The sequence below is a fragment of the Winogradskyella forsetii genome (assembly GCF_013394595.1).
Taxonomy (GTDB): Bacteria; Bacteroidota; Bacteroidia; order Flavobacteriales; family Flavobacteriaceae; genus Winogradskyella; species Winogradskyella forsetii.
Map to the genome: position 1 here is coordinate 4,339,594 of NZ_CP053348.1, position 17,307 is coordinate 4,356,900.

A 17,307-nucleotide genomic window follows, 5' to 3' on the forward strand; every position below is an offset into this window, starting at 1 on the left:
AAACCACCATGATATATACAAAAGATCTTTCAAAAGCATACAAAGGAACAACGGTTCTGAATATTGAAGAATTAACTATCCCTAAAGGCCAAAGTTTTGGTTTGGTAGGTAATAATGGCGCTGGAAAAACCACCTATTTTAGTTTGTTACTCGATTTAATCAAACCCACCACAGGAAATATTACAAGCAATGGCGTGGTGGTTGACGAAAGTGAAGATTGGAAACCTTTTACATCATCTTTTATAGACGAAAGTTTCTTGATCGGTTATCTGACGCCAGAAGAATATTTCTACTTTATCGGTGAGTTACGTGGTCAGAACAAAGCAGACGTTGATAATTTAACATCAAAGTTTGAAGATTTCTTTAACGGAGAAATTATAGGAAAGAAAAAATACCTCAGGGATTTAAGTAAAGGAAACCAAAAGAAAGCCGGTATTGTAGCGGCATTAATCGGTAATCCTGAAGTCATTATCTTAGACGAACCCTTTGCGAACTTAGACCCAACAACCCAAATAAGACTAAAACAAATCATTAAAGACCTAGCCGAAAAACAAGGGGTTACCGTTTTGGTATCTAGTCACGATTTAATGCACGTTACCGATGTATGTGAAAGAATCGTAGTGTTAGAAAAAGGCAATGTGATTAAAGATTTAGAAACCAATCCAGCTACGTTAAAAGAATTGGAAGCCCATTTTGGAAGCAGCGCCATGGCATCGCAAGAAGAAGAATAAAAAGCCCCTTTAATTCCCCAAAGGGGAAAACTATTTCGCATGTAGGGACAAGTAGCGACTTGTCCTTAACGCGCATATTATCCATATTTCATAGAAAAAAGAATTGCCGCAAGAGTAAGCCTTTGCGCCTCTGCGCCTTTGCGAGAGAATATTTTTCAGGTCACAATAAAGCCAATAATTCAAAAAGATATGTATTTTTACCTCCCAACACACTAAACAGGGTGTTTTTCAGTTATCTATAATACCCATTTAGTATTGAAATGTTGTATTGCTAATTTGAATTATTTTTGTTCAAGTGAAATATAAAATCCAGGCATAGCCTTAGCTACGGATTTATTTTCTATTGAAATTTGGGCGAAAAAGAACCAAATTATATGCGATATTATAATTCTAAATTGGTATCAATTTAAATATAACCGACGTTTGAAAACCTATTACAAAATCATATTATTACTTTTATGTGCCACAATGCTTACCCAAAGTTGTTCGCGCAAAAAAGATAAATTCATAAACCGGCAATTTCATGCTTTAGGCACTAAATACAATGTGCTTTACAATGGCAATATTGCGCTTCAGCGTGGCATTGATGGTGTAAACAATGAATTTACAGAAAATTTCTGGGAGCTCTTACCTGTGGAACGCATGAATGTATCCGAAGATATTTTTCTACCAGGACAAACCAAAAATGCCGATTTTGAACGTGCCGAAGAAAAAGCCATTAAGGCGATCCAGACTCACGGGATGAACATAGGCGGCAAGGAAAAAAATCCTCAGATTGACGAAGCCTATTTGCTTTTAGGGCAAGCACGCTATTTCGATCAGCGTTTTGTGCCAGCGATGGCAGCTTTCAACAATATTCTAAATAAATATCCAACGAGCGATAAAATCAATCAGGTTAAAATTTGGCGCGAAAAAACAAGTATGCGTTTAGATAATAATGTAGGTGCCATTGAGAAACTGACACGACTGCTCGAAGAAGAGGAAATAGAAGGTCAAGATTTAGCGGATGCCTCAGCAGCTTTGGCGCAAGCTTATCTCAACACAAAATCTAACGATAGTGCACTTGCCCAACTGACAATTGCAGCAGAAAACACAGAGGTTAAAAGAGAAAAAGCGCGTTACCACTTTATTAAAGGGCAACTTTATAATGAACTAGGGAAAAAAGACAGTGCTAATATGGAGTTCGACGCCATTATAGATATGCATCGCCAAATCCCAAGGTCATTTTATATCAATGCACATATTGAAAAATCAAATAATTTTGAGGCTTCAGATGGAAATGAAATAGAGTTTGAAGACTACTTAGCTGAACTCGAAGAAAACAGGGAGAACAGACCATTTTTAGATAAGATCTATTACCGCATTGCCGAATACCATCGCCATAAGATGTCAGACAGTCTTGCGGAAGTCTATTATAATAAATCCCTTAGAAAAACAAGCTCGGACAAATACCTAAGATCGCTCAATTACGAAACCTTAGGGAATATGTATTTTGACAAGAATATATATAAAACTGCAGGTGCCTATTACGATTCAACGATGACTGCCATGGTTGAAAACACCAAGCCCTACCGCATTATAAAGAAGAAACGGGAAAACCTTGATGATGTTATATATTATGAAGGTATAGCGCAAACCAATGATAGTATCCTCAGAATGGTGGGTCTTCCAAAAGCTGAGCAACTGGCTATTTACACGCAATTTGCTGAAGACCAAAAATTAAAAGCGTTAGAAGCGAAAAAAGAACAAGAAGCAGCCTTAGAGCAACAAAAAAACCAGCCAATAGCAGCTAATAAGTTAGACCAAAGAAAATCACAAAACCTGCGAAGTGTTGGTGGTCCGCCAAGTCTGTCTAGGGATATAAAACCTAATGGCACACAAATGGTAAGAAACAATAATAGCAAAAGCAGTTTTTATTTTTATAACCAAACCACTGTAGCTTATGGTAAAAATGAGTTTCTGAAACTTTGGGGAAATCGTAAACTTCAAGATAATTGGAGACTTTCTAGTGAGCGTGGAGGTATTGTAAATTCTGTTAAAAATGATAGCTTAATGGACACAGCTGTTGAAGACACACGTTTTAATCCAGAAACCTATATGGCGTCTTTACCAACGGAGCAAAAAGAAATAGATAGCATCGCCAAAGAGCGAAACTTCGCTTATTATCAATTGGGGATTATTTACAAGGAAAAATTTAAAGAACTTGAATTGTCAAAAACTAGGTTCGAGGATTTATTGGAAAACAATCCTGAAGACCGATTGATTTTACCTTCAAAATATAATTTATACCGTCTTTATGTCGAATTGGGCCTAAACCGAAGAGCGGAAGCCATGAAAACGGCGATTATCAATGACTATCCAGATTCTCGTTATGCCGAAATTCTATTAAACCCACAATCAGAACTATCTAAGGACGAAAACAGTCCAGAGGCCATTTACACCAAACTTTACAAACAATTTGAAAATGAAGAGTATGCTGCTGTGATTAAAGAAGCAGAAGCTCAGATAAAACGATTGGAAGGGGATGATTTTGTGCCAAAATTCGAAATTCTAAAAGCCTCGGCAAAAGGAAGACTTTACGGTTTTGAAGCTTATAAGGAAGGAATTAACTATATTGCCTTAACTTATGTGAATACAGAAGAAGGAAAAAAGGCACAAGATATTATAACGAATGCCTTTCCTGTGCTGGCGAAAAAGGAATTTGTAGCCGATGATGATGCCGAGAATTTTAATGTCATTTTTCAATTTGACAATAATTCGGGAGAAGATATTGAAGCTTTTATAAAAACTTTAGACGAGGAAGTTGCTAAGGTAGAATACTTTGACCTTAGTACATCAAAAGATATTTACGACGAAAACACTACTTTCGTGGTAGTGCATGGATTAAAAAGTATAGGTGGTGCAAAAGGATTTGCAGAATTACTTAAATCGGAAGAAAAGGACAAAAGAGGACGTGTTGTAAAACCGAAAATTACACGACCTTATTTTGCAATTTCATCGGCAAACTATGCTATAATCCAAAGGCATAAAAATTTAAATGCGTATTTAGAGTTACAGTAAAACCAAATAAATTTTGAAATGATTCAACTTTTATCCGTTATTTTGAAGTATTAGATATAATTTAAAAACCAAATCATCATGTTTTCCTCAGACAACAAAAAACCAAAACAAGCAACCATGGAAACAACGACTCAGCAAAATATAATAGCACAAGGCACTAAAATTGTAGGTGACATTGCCAGTCAAGGCCCTTTTAGAATTGACGGAACTGTTGAAGGTAATGTTAAAACATCAGGTAAGATAGTTGTCGGTAAGTCGGGTTTTATAAAAGGGACTTTACAAGGTGAAAATGCTGATTTTGAAGGTAAATTTTCAGGAAAGCTTATTTTATCTGGCACCTTATCTTTAAAATCCACAGCTCATATTGAAGGTGAAGTACACATTAGTAAGTTGGCTGTAGAACCGGGTGCAACTTTCAACGCAACATGTAGCATGAAAGGTACTGTAAAATCATTATCGAACGAGCCAAGCAAACCAGAATTGGCCTCATCAGCAACCCAACAAAGTGTCCAAAGCAAATAAAGAAGGGCCTAGCAAGTTTATAAGGTTCACTGCTGTAGCGTTTCAGATGGGCGGAACAATTTTTCTTGGCAATTATTTGGGGCAATGGCTAGATACCAAATACGACAAGGATTTTTGGGAAACCACAATTACGCTTCTGTCTGTTTTTGTATCTATGTATTTGGTGATTTCTCAAGTTATCAAAGTATCGAAAGAAGATGATTAAATCATTAATGGCCTATATCATATCGTTTATGGTGTTATTTTTAATCGTCCATTTTTTCCAAGACTATTTTCTAAACTATTCAAATGCCATAATTCGCTTCAACCTTTGGGATACTAATTTGTTCTTTGCTGTTGCATCTTTAATTATTTGCGTGCATCTAAAATTCTTTTCTACTATAAAAAATCTTCAGCCACAATTAGGTTTTATTTATTTGCCCACCCTATTTATTAAGGGGATATTGTTTTTTATAATGTTTAAATCTTCAGTTTTCAATTTAGACGTTTTATCTACAACTGAGCGCTTAAATCTTATAATCCCATTATTCTTGTTCTTAGGGCTGGAGGTGTATTTTATCGTTAAAATCATAAGGAAAATCGAGGTCTAAATAATAAGCATAAAAACGCATTGTTATTTTAATAAATTACGTACTTTTGCACCGAATTTGAAAAGAGTGGTTTTTTTGATTTTATAACAATGAAGATATTTCAACAAAGTTTTAAATTTTTAGCATTTTTAGTTTTAGTGTTCTTATCGACATCTATTTATGCTAAATCTGCTACTGAAGGTGGTGATCAAGTAGATACAAAAAAAGAAGTAGAAGACTATATTCTACATCATATTCAAGACTCTCATGATTTCTCATTATTTTCTTATACGAATGATGCAGGTGTACGTAAACATGTAGGATTCCCGCTTCCTGTTATTTTATGGACAAGTAATGGATTGGTCACTTTTATGTCTTCAGAATTTCACCATAACGATGATGGAAGCGTTATTGTTGAAAAAGGAGGTCTTAAATTCGTAAAGATTCATTCTAAAATATATGAGTTAGAGCAAGGGGCAACCACTGTAAATTTTGATGCAGACCACCATGCTACAAATGCTCACAAAGTTTTGGATTTTTCAATTACTAAAAGTGTTTTTGGTATTCTGGTTATAGGACTATTAATGTTGTTTTGGTTCACTAGATTAGCTAGTCAATACAAAAAGAAACAGATTCCAACAGGTTTTGGTCGTGTTTTGGAGCCTTTGGTTCTTTATGTTAGAGATGAAATTTCTAGACCAAATATTGGTGAAAAGCACTATCGTAAATTTACAGGTTATCTTTTAACCGTGTTTTTCTTTATCTGGATTTTAAATCTTGCAGGATTAACACCACTAGGATTCAATGTTACTGGTCAGTTGGCAGTAACAGCATGTTTAGCAATTTTCACATTAATTATTTATACCGTAAGTGGCAACAAGGATTACTGGATGCACATTTTTTGGATGCCAGGCGTACCAATTTTAATTCGTCCGGTTTTAGCAATTATAGAATTAGCAGGCGCCTTAATCATTAAACCATTTTCATTATTAGTGCGTTTGTTTGCGAATATTTCTGCGGGTCATATTGTACTGATGAGTTTAATAGCCATTATGTTTACCTTAAAAGAGTCTTTAGGCGTGGTGGGCGCAACGGGTTTATCATTTGTATTGTCATTTTTTATATTATTAATAGAGTTATTGGTAGCGTTTTTACAAGCGTATATTTTTACTATGCTTTCAGCTTTATTTATAGGTATGGCTGTGGCAGAACACGATCACGATCACGAGCATGATGCAAAGGGTCACGAAATCCCTGATGCGGAAGACGTAAGAGGTGATTTTATTTAATAAGAGTTTTTTTTAATTTAACTATATAATTTATTTATTATGGAACCAGTAACTTACAATTTAATTGGAGCAGGTTTAATCGTAATCGGAGCAGGTATTGGACTTGGTCAAATTGGTGGAAAAGCAATGGAAGGTATTGCACGTCAGCCAGAAGCAACAGGAAAAATCCAAACAGCGATGATTATTATTGCAGCACTTTTGGAAGGTTTAGCATTTGGTGCTTTATTCTTAGGAAAATAAGAACCAAATCAAATTTACAAGAACACTATCCTGTAACGGTTGGTTGCAGGATGTGTTTTTAAATTAAAAAAAGACAACACTTAATTACTTAATACTATGGATAAGTTATTAAACGATTTTTCACCAGGTTTATTTGTAGTGTCAACGATCCTTTTGCTGGCATTAATTGCACTTATGGTAAAGTTTGCATGGAAACCAATTCTAAACTCTTTAAATGAAAGAGAAGAAGGAATCCAAGGTGCACTTGACGCTGCTGAAAAAGCCAAGCGTGAATTGGCAAATCTTCAAGCAGATAACCAAAAGTTATTGCAAGAGGCTCGATTAGAAAGGGAAGCGATGCTTAAAGAAGCACGAGAACTTAAAACTAAAATGATTGCGGATGCAGAGGCAGAAGCAAAATCGCAAGCCAATAAAATGATTGCTCAGGCGCAAGAAGCAATTGTAAGCGAAAAGAAAGCGGCCATGGCAGAATTAAAAAGTCACGTTGCAGGTTTATCTCTAGAGATTGCCGAAAAAGTAGTGCGCAAAGAATTATCCAACAAAGGCGAGCAACTAGAATTAGTTGAGTCTATGTTAGGAGAAGCAACTTTAAACTAAAATTAATTAAAAAGAAGTCCTTTCCTTTGAAAAGGATTTAGAATAGGATATGGCAGGATCTAGAGCGGCAATACGATATGCTAAAGCAGTTTTGAGCATAGCAACAGATAATAAATCTGCTGAAGCGGTAAATAGTGATATGAAATCAATCACTAGTGCTATCGCTCAGAGTGAGGACTTAGATCAGATGCTTCAAAGTCCTGTGGTTAGAGCTTCAGATAAAAAAGCGGTACTTTCAAAAGTGTTTAAGGATGCTAATGTGGCAACCTTTAATTTAATAGACACATTAATTAAAAACAAAAGACTGGAGCTTTTAAATGACGTAGCTGAAAGTTATATAATGTTATACGATAGGTTAAGGGACTCACAAATCGCAAAAGTAACCACAGCAGTACCATTAACTGAGGATTTAAAAGCAAAGGTTTTGGCCAAAGTAAAGGAACTTACAGGCAAAAAAGCAGAATTGGAAAATATTATAGATGAAAGCATTATAGGTGGTTTCATATTGAGAGTTGGTGATATTCAGTATAATGCGAGTATCTCTAATAAACTCGATAAACTAAAAAGAGAATTTACATTAAATTAAAAACGGTAGTTTGGTCACTGAGCTTGGTCGAAGTGAGCGTCTAACGTCTAATATCTAAATAAAGATGGCAGAAGTAAAACCAGCTGAAATATCAGCAATCTTAAAACAACAACTTTCAGGTTTTGAAGCAAGTGCTTCATTAGACGAAGTAGGAACAGTATTAACTGTAGGTGATGGTATTGTACGTGCTTACGGATTAGCTAATGTGCAATATGGTGAATTAGTGGAATTCGATGGTGGTGCAGAAGGAATAGTACTTAACCTTGAAGAGGATAATGTAGGTATTGTACTTTTAGGGACTTCAGTAGGAGTTAAAGAAGGTTCTACCGTAAAACGTACAGCACGAATCGCCTCTGTGAAAGTAGGAGAAGGTATTGTTGGACGTGTGGTAGATACTTTAGGTAATCCTATTGATGGTAAAGGACCAATCGCTGGTGAAACTTATGAAATGCCTTTAGAGCGTAAAGCACCAGGTGTTATCTATAGAGAGCCAGTAACTGAGCCATTACAAACAGGTATTAAGGCGATTGATGCCATGATTCCAGTTGGTAGAGGGCAGCGTGAGTTGGTTATTGGTGACCGTCAAACTGGTAAAACAGCAGTTTGTATTGATACCATCTTAAATCAAAAAGAATTTTACGATGCAGGTGAGCCTGTGTATTGTATATATGTTGCTGTAGGTCAAAAGGCTTCAACAGTGGCATTAATTGCTAAAACTTTAGAAGAAAGAGGTGCTTTAGCTTACACGACTATAGTTGCTGCAAATGCATCAGATCCTGCTGCAATGCAAGTTTATGCACCATTTACTGGCGCATCTATTGGCGAATATTTTAGAGATACAGGTCGTCCGGCTTTAATTGTATTTGATGATTTATCAAAACAAGCTGTGGCGTACCGTGAGGTGTCCTTATTATTAAGACGTCCTCCAGGACGTGAGGCATATCCTGGTGATGTATTCTACTTACACTCAAGATTATTAGAACGTTCTGCTAAAGTTATTAACGATGATTCTATCGCTAAAGAAATGAACGATTTACCAGAGGTTCTAAAACCTTTAGTAAAAGGTGGTGGTTCATTAACGGCATTACCAATCATTGAAACACAAGCGGGTGACGTATCGGCATATATTCCAACTAACGTAATTTCGATTACGGATGGTCAGATTTTCTTAGATGGAGATTTATTTAACTCTGGTGTTCGTCCAGCGATTAACGTTGGTATTTCGGTGTCACGTGTTGGTGGTAATGCACAGATTAAATCCATGAAGAAGGTATCTGGTACATTAAAATTAGATCAAGCACAATTCCGTGAATTGGAAGCATTTGCGAAGTTTGGTTCAGATTTAGATGCGGTGACGTTAAACGTAATCAACAAAGGTAAGCGTAACGTTGAAATCTTGAAGCAAGCTCAAAATGATCCTTTCAGGGTTGAAGATCAGGTAGCGATTATCTACGCAGGTTCTAAGAACTTATTAAAAGATGTTCCTGTAGAGAAAGTGAAGGAATTTGAGAGAGACTATTTGGAGTTCTTAAACGCAAAGCATAGAGATACCTTAGATACACTTAAAGCGGGTAAATTAACCGATGAGGTAATTGATACGTTAACGAGTGTAGCCAAGGATCTTTCTGGAAAATATAGAAATTAGTAAAAAATAGTTATGAGTTCAGAGTTATCAGTTCAGAGTTGCTCACTCTTAACTTTTCACTCGGAATAAAATGTGTGTTTAAATTTGAATAGTAAAAACACAAAACTCATAATTTGAACTAAAAAAGATGTCTTTAAATAACAGTCCGATTAGAGTAAAGAGTTTTCTATTTGCTTGCGAGATTGTTCATTTTACAGATAAATTGAAGGAAAACAAGGATTTTGAACTGGCTTCCCAATTATTAAAGAGCGGAACTAGTATTGGTGCAAACACCAGAGAAGCGCAAAGAGGTGTTAGCACTAAGGATTTTAAAAATAAGTTTGGTATTGCCCTAAAAGAAGCAGATGAAACCAAATATTGGTTAGAGATTCTTGAAGCAACCGGAAGAGAAGTTCCAGAAGAAATGATGAATAAGTGTGAAGAGTTAATACGGATTTTGGTCGCAATAATAAAAAACTCTTAACGCTGCATAAAAATATATGAATATAAGTTGACTGTTCAATTATGAAGATTGATGTTAAATGACATTGAACTCATAACTCAACACTCATAACTCATAACTATCATTATGGCGAATTTAAAGGAAATTAGAAACAGAATATCATCGGTATCTTCAACGATGCAGATTACAAGTGCCATGAAAATGGTATCTGCTGCCAAGTTAAAGAAAGCCCAGGATGCTATTACTGCCATGCGTCCATACTCTACTAAGTTAACTGAATTACTTCAGAGTTTAAGCGCCACTTTAGATGAAGATTCTGGAAGCAAATATGCCGTACAAAGAGAAGTGAAGAACGTTTTAATCGTTGCTATTACCTCTAACAGAGGCCTTGCAGGTGCTTTTAACTCTAATATTATAAAAGAAGTTCATAGACTTACTGGTACTACTTATGCAAATCAAGAAGTATCTTATTTGGCAATCGGGAAGAAAGCTAATGATGCATTTAAAAAGACGAATAAAGTTATCGCTAATAAAAGTGACCTTTATGACGATTTAACTTTTGATAATGTTGCTGAAATAGCGGAAATGTTGATGGACAAATTTACGTCGGGAGAGTATGATAAAATCGAAATTGTTTATAACCACTTCAAGAATGCAGCAACTCAGCTTGTAATTACTGAACAGTTTTTACCTATTAAGCCAGTTGAAGGCGATGTGGTTTCTAATACAGATTATATTTTTGAACCTTCTAAAGAGGAGATTGTTGAAGCTTTAATTCCTAAGGCATTAAAAACACAATTGTACAAAGGCATAAGGGATTCTTTTGCTTCTGAACATGGAGCACGTATGACAGCGATGCATAAAGCAACAGATAACGCAACGGAATTACGAGATCAATTGAAATTAACTTATAACAAAGCAAGACAAGCAGCCATTACTAACGAAATCTTAGAGATTGTTGGTGGCGCTGAGGCACTTAATAATTAAAAGAGTGCCTGCGAAAGCAGGAATCTCAACCCAAAATATTTAAACCTAACTTTAACCAGTTAGGTTTTTTTGTGGCATCACTTTGCGAAAGCTTATATTTATAATATGAAAATATTTAAAAATTTAGTATCTGTAATATTAATTGTGTCATTCATGATGCTTTATTACTGTAAGTCTATGCCAAAATTAGAAACAGAAATACCGTTCGCAATTGAATCCGTCTATTATCAAAAGTGGAACGCAGGAACAAAAGAAGGTGGATCCGGAATTAACCTTTATATTGAGACAAAAGATACCCTAAAGAATTTAGATAGTATATATTTTCGTGGACAAGTAGTAAAACTTCAACCCAAACCTAATAGTAGTTTATTATATATTGGACGTTTCAAGTCGAATGTAAAAACGCATAGCTGGTCATTTCAAATACAAGATGATGAATGTGTAGTGAGCTACCTAGAGCATGATAAAGTGCACTATTTCAAAATATCCAATATTTTGGAACACAAGCCTTTAAACTATCCTCACACTTCCTCAAATAGATGAAAAAGTACTTTTGTAGCCCCACAAATGTTAAAAAAATACAATATTTCTTACATTAAAATACTTTTTGTCGAATAAAAAGCACATTTAACAGATTTATTATCATTTTCATCTACATTGCATTTCCAAATCTTAACCTCCATTATTATGAAACGATTAAGAAATGCAGCCTACTTTATAGGTTTAGCTGTTTTAACTTCGTCCACTTTCCAGTGTTCAAGTTCAAGAGCATTTACCACATCATCACAAAAACCTATTCCATTTAAAGTTAAAACAATATCTTTTCAAGAATGGAATGCTGGCGATAATGAAGAAAATACGGGTATCAATGTTTATGTGCCTATTGTTGATTTAGCCGATGATATAATAATAGATAGCGTCTATTTCAGAAACTTTAAAGGCCAGTTGGTTAGAAACTATAGCAGATATACTTCCGTATTAAGGCACAATTCACTTGACGATACCTTAAAAACATCAGACAAGGAAAATGACTATCCGTTTATCTTAGCCAACAATGAATGTGCGATTAGTTATGTCGAAGAAGGTGAGGTTAAATATGTAAAGTTGAACGATGTAATTCAAAAGGAAGCCATTTACTACAAAGATGGCCCGCCTTTGGCCTACCAAAGGAGGCGAGAAGCAATGATTGTATCTGGTGAAGAATTAAATTTAAAACCTGAACCAAAGTTTCAACCTACTAAAACATTTAAAGTTAAAACCATTTCTTATCAAGAATGGTACGCAGGTATAAAAGTAGGAGGTACGGGATTGAATGTTTTTGTACCTATAGTTAATAAAGAGGAGCATATTAAAATAGATAGTGTGTATTTCAGAAACCTCAAGGCTAAGCTCGTTGAAAATTATGGGAAATACACAGCAGTCTTAAAAAACAAGTCACCTTATTATACCTTTAAAAAGACAGAAAAAGATAAAGATTTTCCTTTTACATTGGGTGATAATGAATGTGCTATTAGTTATGTGGAAAATGGTGAAATTAAATATTTAAAAGTAACTGATATGAGTGAAAAAGCGGGTACGTATTACGAAAATGGACCACCTGCAATTTACGAATATTCCGCAACGACATTAATTGCATCAAATGATGATGTAGATGAGTATCCAAATACACTAGCAAATAATGAACGCGCGACTAATTATGTCGAAAAAGTTAAAGTTAACGAGCCAAAGCGAACAGCTGTTAGTAAAAAAGAAGAAATTGATGAGAAAGGAAGTTCGCCTATTACCTATAAGCGAAGAAAAGAAGCAATAGTAGTATCTCGTGAAGGTATGGAATTAGAATGCATAAAGTTTAAACCTACGACAGCGTTTAAAGTTAAACCCATAGCATTTCAAGAATGGTATGCTGGCATAAAAGTAGGTGGTACAGGTATGAATGTTTTTGTACCTATTGTAAATAAAAAGGACGACATCAAAATAGATAGTATTTACTTCAGAAATTTAAATGAAAATTATGGTCGCTATACGGCGGCTTTAAAAAACAAGTCGCCTTATTATACTTTTAAAAAGTCTGAAAAAGATGAGGGTTACCCCTTTGATTTAGCTGATAGCGAATGTGCAATTAGCTATGTGGAAAATGCAGAAACTAAATATATTAAAGTAACCGAGTTGAAGGAAAAGCGAGGTGTTTATTACGAAAACGGTCCACCTTCTATTTGTGAAAATAGCGTATCAACAATTCTTGCCTCTATAGAGGATTAGTATGAATAAATTCACCTATAATACTTAAGGTAAAAGTGCATTTCATCGATAAAATAGGTTTTTAATAGATAAAATTGCTTTTTTTTATCTATATTGCCCGTCCAAACCTTAACCTACATTAACATGAAACTACTTAAAAAGGCAATTTACGTCTTAGTTTTCGCAGCTATTTTTGGTACCGCTTTACCATGTGCTGCACAAAAAATGACAACCGCAACGGCATTACAAGAACAGGCACCATTTAAAGTTAAAACCGTTTCTTTTCAAGAATGGTATGCAGGCATCAAAGTTGGTGGAACAGGAATAAATATATTCATTCCAATAACTAATTTGTCTGAAGACATTGAAATAGATCGAGTTTATTTTAGAAATCTTACGGGTGAACTAAATGAGAAAAACGGAAAGTTTTTTGCGATACTGGAGAATGATTCTAAAAATTACACATTTAAAAAATCAGAAGCACCAGCAGATTACCCATTTAGGCTCAAAGATGATGAATGTGTTGTGAGCTATATTGAAGGTGGCACAACTAAATATTTAAAAATCACCTCTGTGAATGAATTTGCAGGGACGTATTATGAAAATGGACCGCCATCAATTTATGAAAAAAAGTCTTCTACCGTTGTTGCTACAGTTGACGACGAGGAATAAAGGTACTTTTATTGAATAACTTATGAAAGCCTTGCTGTTTAAGCAAGGCTTTTTTTGCTTCATCTAATAAAAGACCAATATATATTTAATACTTTTGAATTTCAAATAATTATCAGGATTGAGCGGATTCAAATCACTTTTTAAGCAAACATTCATTTATGGTTTAGCAACAGTATTGCCTAGAATGTTGAGTTTTATTTTGGTACCACTTTATACCAATCCAGAGGTGTTATCTGTTGAGGAATACGGTCGAGTGTCTTTCATATTCGCTTATTTTGTGCTTTTTAATGTGGTTTTGGCTTATGGCATGGAAACCGCTTTTTTTAGGTTTTTCAATAAAGAAGACAATAAAGAAAATGTAACCAGTACTTCGGCTATTTCATTAACTGTAAGTTCATTTGCTTTATTAGGTATTGCTTTCCTGTTTAGGTATCAGATTTCAACAGCAATACATATAGACCTTAAGTATCTCAATTTAGTCTTTGTTATTCTACTTTTAGATGCGTTGGTTATTATACCATTTGCCTGGTTACGGGCTACAGCAAGACCAATGCGCTATGCCATTATTAAAATATTTAACGTTGCGGTTAACCTTGGGCTCAATATATTCCTCTTGTTATATTTAGAGGGTTTAGCGGAAAGCAATTCATTTTTCAACAATTTCTATATTCCAAATTATCAAATCAGTTACATATTCATTTCTAATTTAGTGGCAAGTGGACTAACTTTAGTTTTATTGCTCCCATTCTACGCAAAAATTAAGTTCAATTTCGATTCCGTTTTATGGAAAAAAATGATGCGATACACTATGCCTGTGCTTGTTGCCGGAATCGCTTATTCTGTTAATGAAACTTTCGATCGTATATTATTAGAACATCTTTTACCAGCGAATGTCGCAGATGAACAGATAGGAATGTATTCAGCATGCTATAAATTGGCTTTATTTATGACCTTATTTGCAACCGCCTTTCGTTTAGGCATAGAACCTTACTTTTTCAGTCACTCTAAAACCGAAAATCCTCAGAAAAACTATGCGAAAATTTTAGAATACTTTATAGCCTTTGGTTCCGTCATTCTTTTAGTAGTGGTTGTTTTTGCAGACCTATTGAAACCTTACATTATTTTAAGTGAAGCGTATTACGAAGCCATGTGGATCGTGCCTTTCATACTTTTGGCGAATTTTTGCTTAGGGATTTATCAAAACCTTTCGGTTTGGTACAAAATTACGGATCGCACTAAGTTTGGTGCTTATATTTCCATATTTGGTGCCATCGTAACCTTAGTGTTGAATTATGTTCTAATTCCAATTATTGGCTTTAAAGGTTCGGCAATAGCAACGCTTTCGGCCTATTCTGTGATGATGTTGATATCGTTTTATTATGGACGAAAATACTATCCTATTCCATATAACTTAAAGAAAATAGGCTTATACCTTATGGTATCTATTCTTTTTTCATTTGTGTTTTTCTATAGATATCGAGAACATTATATTCTCGGAATTGTAATGATAATTGTATTTTTGGGCTTAGTTATTTTACTCGAAAAGAAGGAATTAAAACAAATATTGAAAAGGTAATGGTGTTGACCTGCTGAACACAGTCGAAGCACCTTTATAAAAATTAAAACATAATTAAAAAGTCACTTCCCAGTTTGTGCTGAGCGCAGTCGAAGTATGGGAAGACGTAAGATGGGAATGAAAATAAAAATAATAAACAAATCCAGGCACGATTTACCGCATTACGAAACCATGGCATCTGCTGGCATGGATTTACGCGCAAGTATAACTGAATCTAGAGTCCTTAAACCTTTAGAAAGAACTATTGTTGGAACAGGCTTATTCATAGAATTACCTGTTGGAATTGAAGCACAGGTAAGGCCAAGAAGCGGATTGGCTGCTAAAATGGGAGTTACAGTTTTGAACGCACCAGGAACCATTGACGCAGATTACAGAGGCGAAATAGGTGTTATTTTGGTCAATCTTTCTAACGAAGACTTTACCATAAATAATGGTGAGCGAATTGCACAATTAGTGATTGCAAAACATGAGCGCGCAGAATGGGTAGATTCAACAGAGCTTTCTGAAACAGACAGAGGAGAAGGTGGTTTTGGGAGTACAGGAGTTAGATGACCAATTCTTGCAAATGCGGGAATCCCAGAATAAATAAGCATGTAACATTGGTATGTTTATATAAAGGCAAACAAGCCAAACGTAGTAATTTATCGAAGTAACAGATACTATTGAAGAAAGCGTAAAATAATATAAGTTAAGTTTTATCCTAAATCATTTACTGCAAAGTATAATTGCCATAAGTTAGTTTATTTTGAAGAGTTTGATAAGTTGAATTAATAAAAAATTCCTGTTATCAAGGGAAAAAAGTATAGTCTAAAAGATACCTGCTTTAGCAGACATGAATTAAATTTCCTGCAAGGTTTTGAAAACCTTGTAGGTATAAACCCAAAAAGTAAATAATAGGTTGAAAAAATCATAAAATAGTTTAAAACATAGTTTAATTAAAATAAAAAAGTCCTTTCCTATGGAAAGGATTTAGGATAGGATATGAAAATAATAGTACCAATGGCAGGCAGAGGCTCTCGCCTAAGACCACACAGTTTAACCGTACCAAAACCATTAATCCCTGTTGCAGGACAACCGATAGTCCATCGTTTAGTTAAGGATATCGCTAAAGTTTTAAAACAACCCATTGAAGAGATCGCTTTTGTTTTGGGTGATCCTGCTTTTTTTGGAGAGGAGGTTGTGGAGAGTTTAACCGAACTCGCTGAAGGCTTAGGAGCCAAAGCGTCCATTTACAGACAGGATCAACCTTTAGGAACTGGCCATGCGATTATGAGTGCCAAAGCATCGCTTTCCGGACCTGCCGTAATTGCTTATGCGGATACATTGATTAGAGCAGAATTCGATTTAGATCCAACAGCTGATAGTGTTATTTGGACCAAATGTGTTGCGAATCCTGAAGCTTATGGCGTTGTAAAATTGAATGCCGATGAAAACATTGTTGAATTGGTAGAAAAGCCAGAAACTTTTGTAAGTGACCAAGCTGTGATCGGAATCTATTATTTTAAGGATGTAGCGGTTTTAAAGGAAAAATTACAAGAGATTTTAGACGAAAACATAATGAATGGCGGCGAATACCAGATCAATGATGGTATTAAACGCATGATGGCTGATGGAAGAATTTTCAAAACAGGAACTGTGGATGAGTGGATGGACTGCGGAAATAAAGCCGTTACTTTAGAAACGAATGCAAAAATGTTAGGATTTTTAACTTCAGATAACGAAGAACAATTAATTGAAGAATCTGTCGTTTTAGAAAACTCAACAGTTATTGAGCCTTGTTTTATAGGAAAAGGAACGATTTTGAAAAATACAACAGTTGGACCTTATGTGTCTATCGGAAAAGACTGTGTAATTGAGAACTCAACCGTTAAAAATAGCTTAATTCAGAATCAAACAACTATTAAAAATGCTACTTTAGACGAAGCTATGATTGGTAATCACGTGAAATACAATGGTGAGTTCACAAAGATTAGCATTGGTGATTATACCGTTATGGAATAAAATTGCTGCGAAAGCAGGAATCTCATGAAGCATAACCCAAATTAATCTGTGAACCTATTTTTCATACAGCAGCTTATTTTTGTTCCATCAATTTAAAACAAACTTTAATCAAGAAAAAAAGTGATGTAAAGCACCTTTAAGAACGGCATATA

Annotated in this window: 18 protein-coding genes; all 18 read left to right on the top strand. The window is 34.9% G+C overall.

The features are described from left to right. The first annotated feature begins 8 nt into the window (after window positions 1-8). Complete coding sequence (locus tag HM987_RS18620) at window positions 9-731, top strand: ABC transporter ATP-binding protein (protein ID WP_179009500.1); 723 nt, start codon at window positions 9-11, stop codon at window positions 729-731. Between the two features lie 423 nt (window positions 732-1,154). After that, window positions 1,155-3,791: a type IX secretion system periplasmic lipoprotein PorW/SprE gene (porW, locus tag HM987_RS18625; RefSeq protein ID WP_306293671.1), complete on the top strand. Its 2,637-nt coding sequence runs from the start codon at window positions 1,155-1,157 to the stop codon at window positions 3,789-3,791. Between the two features lie 78 nt (window positions 3,792-3,869). Then, entirely contained in the window at window positions 3,870-4,313 is a 444-nt protein-coding gene (locus HM987_RS18630) for a bactofilin family protein (protein WP_179009501.1), read from the top strand. Beyond that, window positions 4,297-4,518 (top strand): AtpZ/AtpI family protein, encoded by a 222-nt coding sequence (locus HM987_RS18635; RefSeq protein WP_179009502.1) that lies wholly within the window; start codon window positions 4,297-4,299, stop codon window positions 4,516-4,518. Before HM987_RS18630 ends, HM987_RS18635 begins: the two co-directional genes overlap by 17 nt. Window positions 4,519-4,546: 28 nt before the next feature. Beyond that, complete coding sequence (locus HM987_RS19760) at window positions 4,547-4,903, top strand: DUF6168 family protein (protein WP_370622880.1); 357 nt, start codon at window positions 4,547-4,549, stop codon at window positions 4,901-4,903. 89 nt (window positions 4,904-4,992) lie between these two features. Beyond that, window positions 4,993-6,171 (top strand): F0F1 ATP synthase subunit A, encoded by a 1,179-nt coding sequence (gene atpB / locus HM987_RS18640; RefSeq protein ID WP_179009503.1) that lies wholly within the window; start codon window positions 4,993-4,995, stop codon window positions 6,169-6,171. Window positions 6,172-6,210: 39 nt separating this feature from the next. Beyond that, on the top strand, window positions 6,211-6,411 hold the full coding sequence (gene atpE / locus HM987_RS18645; RefSeq protein ID WP_092465958.1) for an ATP synthase F0 subunit C: 201 nt from the start codon (window positions 6,211-6,213) through the stop codon (window positions 6,409-6,411). 96 nt (window positions 6,412-6,507) lie between these two features. Next, entirely contained in the window at window positions 6,508-7,008 is a 501-nt protein-coding gene (locus HM987_RS18650) for a F0F1 ATP synthase subunit B (RefSeq protein ID WP_179009504.1), read from the top strand. Window positions 7,009-7,057: 49 nt separating this feature from the next. Further along, window positions 7,058-7,594, top strand: coding sequence for an ATP synthase F1 subunit delta (atpH, locus tag HM987_RS18655; protein ID WP_179009505.1), 537 nt, complete (start codon window positions 7,058-7,060; stop codon window positions 7,592-7,594). A gap of 64 nt (window positions 7,595-7,658) precedes the next feature. Next, window positions 7,659-9,239: a F0F1 ATP synthase subunit alpha gene (gene atpA / locus HM987_RS18660; protein ID WP_179009506.1), complete on the top strand. Its 1,581-nt coding sequence runs from the start codon at window positions 7,659-7,661 to the stop codon at window positions 9,237-9,239. A gap of 127 nt (window positions 9,240-9,366) precedes the next feature. Beyond that, window positions 9,367-9,702 carry a four helix bundle protein gene (locus HM987_RS18665; RefSeq protein ID WP_179009507.1) on the top strand — a complete coding sequence of 112 codons (336 nt, stop codon included), beginning with the start codon at window positions 9,367-9,369 and terminating at the stop codon, window positions 9,700-9,702. Between the two features lie 105 nt (window positions 9,703-9,807). Beyond that, window positions 9,808-10,668, top strand: coding sequence for an ATP synthase F1 subunit gamma (gene atpG / locus HM987_RS18670; protein WP_179009508.1), 861 nt, complete (start codon window positions 9,808-9,810; stop codon window positions 10,666-10,668). Between the two features lie 177 nt (window positions 10,669-10,845). Continuing rightward, window positions 10,846-11,211, top strand: a complete 366-nt coding sequence (locus tag HM987_RS18675; protein WP_179009509.1) for a hypothetical protein — start codon at window positions 10,846-10,848, stop codon at window positions 11,209-11,211. A gap of 144 nt (window positions 11,212-11,355) precedes the next feature. Next, window positions 11,356-12,927 carry a hypothetical protein gene (locus HM987_RS18680; protein WP_179009510.1) on the top strand — a complete coding sequence of 524 codons (1,572 nt, stop codon included), beginning with the start codon at window positions 11,356-11,358 and terminating at the stop codon, window positions 12,925-12,927. Window positions 12,928-13,050: 123 nt separating this feature from the next. Next, a complete protein-coding gene (locus HM987_RS18685; RefSeq protein ID WP_179009511.1) occupies window positions 13,051-13,578 on the top strand; it encodes a hypothetical protein in 528 nt (175 codons plus the stop codon). A gap of 118 nt (window positions 13,579-13,696) precedes the next feature. After that, on the top strand, window positions 13,697-15,154 hold the full coding sequence (locus HM987_RS18690) for an oligosaccharide flippase family protein (RefSeq protein ID WP_179009512.1): 1,458 nt from the start codon (window positions 13,697-13,699) through the stop codon (window positions 15,152-15,154). Window positions 15,155-15,271: 117 nt separating this feature from the next. Then, window positions 15,272-15,706, top strand: coding sequence for a dUTP diphosphatase (dut, locus tag HM987_RS18695; protein WP_179009513.1), 435 nt, complete (start codon window positions 15,272-15,274; stop codon window positions 15,704-15,706). Window positions 15,707-16,135: 429 nt separating this feature from the next. Further along, on the top strand, window positions 16,136-17,155 hold the full coding sequence (locus tag HM987_RS18700; RefSeq protein ID WP_179009514.1) for a sugar phosphate nucleotidyltransferase: 1,020 nt from the start codon (window positions 16,136-16,138) through the stop codon (window positions 17,153-17,155). Window positions 17,156-17,307: the final 152 nt, after the last annotated feature.

Excerpts from the sequence above, each read along its gene's own strand:
- HM987_RS18620 (WP_179009500.1), top strand. The coding sequence starts at position 9 with ATGATATATACAAAAGATCTTTCAAAAGCATACAAAGGAACAACGGTT.
- HM987_RS18630 (WP_179009501.1), top strand. The coding sequence starts at position 3,870 with ATGTTTTCCTCAGACAACAAAAAACCAAAACAAGCAACCATGGAAACA.
- HM987_RS19760 (WP_370622880.1), top strand. The coding sequence starts at position 4,547 with ATGGTGTTATTTTTAATCGTCCATTTTTTCCAAGACTATTTTCTAAAC.
- atpB (WP_179009503.1), top strand. The coding sequence starts at position 4,993 with ATGAAGATATTTCAACAAAGTTTTAAATTTTTAGCATTTTTAGTTTTA.
- atpE (WP_092465958.1), top strand. The coding sequence starts at position 6,211 with ATGGAACCAGTAACTTACAATTTAATTGGAGCAGGTTTAATCGTAATC.
- HM987_RS18650 (WP_179009504.1), top strand. The coding sequence starts at position 6,508 with ATGGATAAGTTATTAAACGATTTTTCACCAGGTTTATTTGTAGTGTCA.
- atpH (WP_179009505.1), top strand. The coding sequence starts at position 7,058 with ATGGCAGGATCTAGAGCGGCAATACGATATGCTAAAGCAGTTTTGAGC.
- atpA (WP_179009506.1), top strand. The coding sequence starts at position 7,659 with ATGGCAGAAGTAAAACCAGCTGAAATATCAGCAATCTTAAAACAACAA.
- HM987_RS18665 (WP_179009507.1), top strand. The coding sequence starts at position 9,367 with ATGTCTTTAAATAACAGTCCGATTAGAGTAAAGAGTTTTCTATTTGCT.
- atpG (WP_179009508.1), top strand. The coding sequence starts at position 9,808 with ATGGCGAATTTAAAGGAAATTAGAAACAGAATATCATCGGTATCTTCA.
- HM987_RS18675 (WP_179009509.1), top strand. The coding sequence starts at position 10,846 with ATGCCAAAATTAGAAACAGAAATACCGTTCGCAATTGAATCCGTCTAT.
- HM987_RS18680 (WP_179009510.1), top strand. The coding sequence starts at position 11,356 with ATGAAACGATTAAGAAATGCAGCCTACTTTATAGGTTTAGCTGTTTTA.
- HM987_RS18685 (WP_179009511.1), top strand. The coding sequence starts at position 13,051 with ATGAAACTACTTAAAAAGGCAATTTACGTCTTAGTTTTCGCAGCTATT.
- dut (WP_179009513.1), top strand. The coding sequence starts at position 15,272 with ATGAAAATAAAAATAATAAACAAATCCAGGCACGATTTACCGCATTAC.
- HM987_RS18700 (WP_179009514.1), top strand. The coding sequence starts at position 16,136 with ATGAAAATAATAGTACCAATGGCAGGCAGAGGCTCTCGCCTAAGACCA.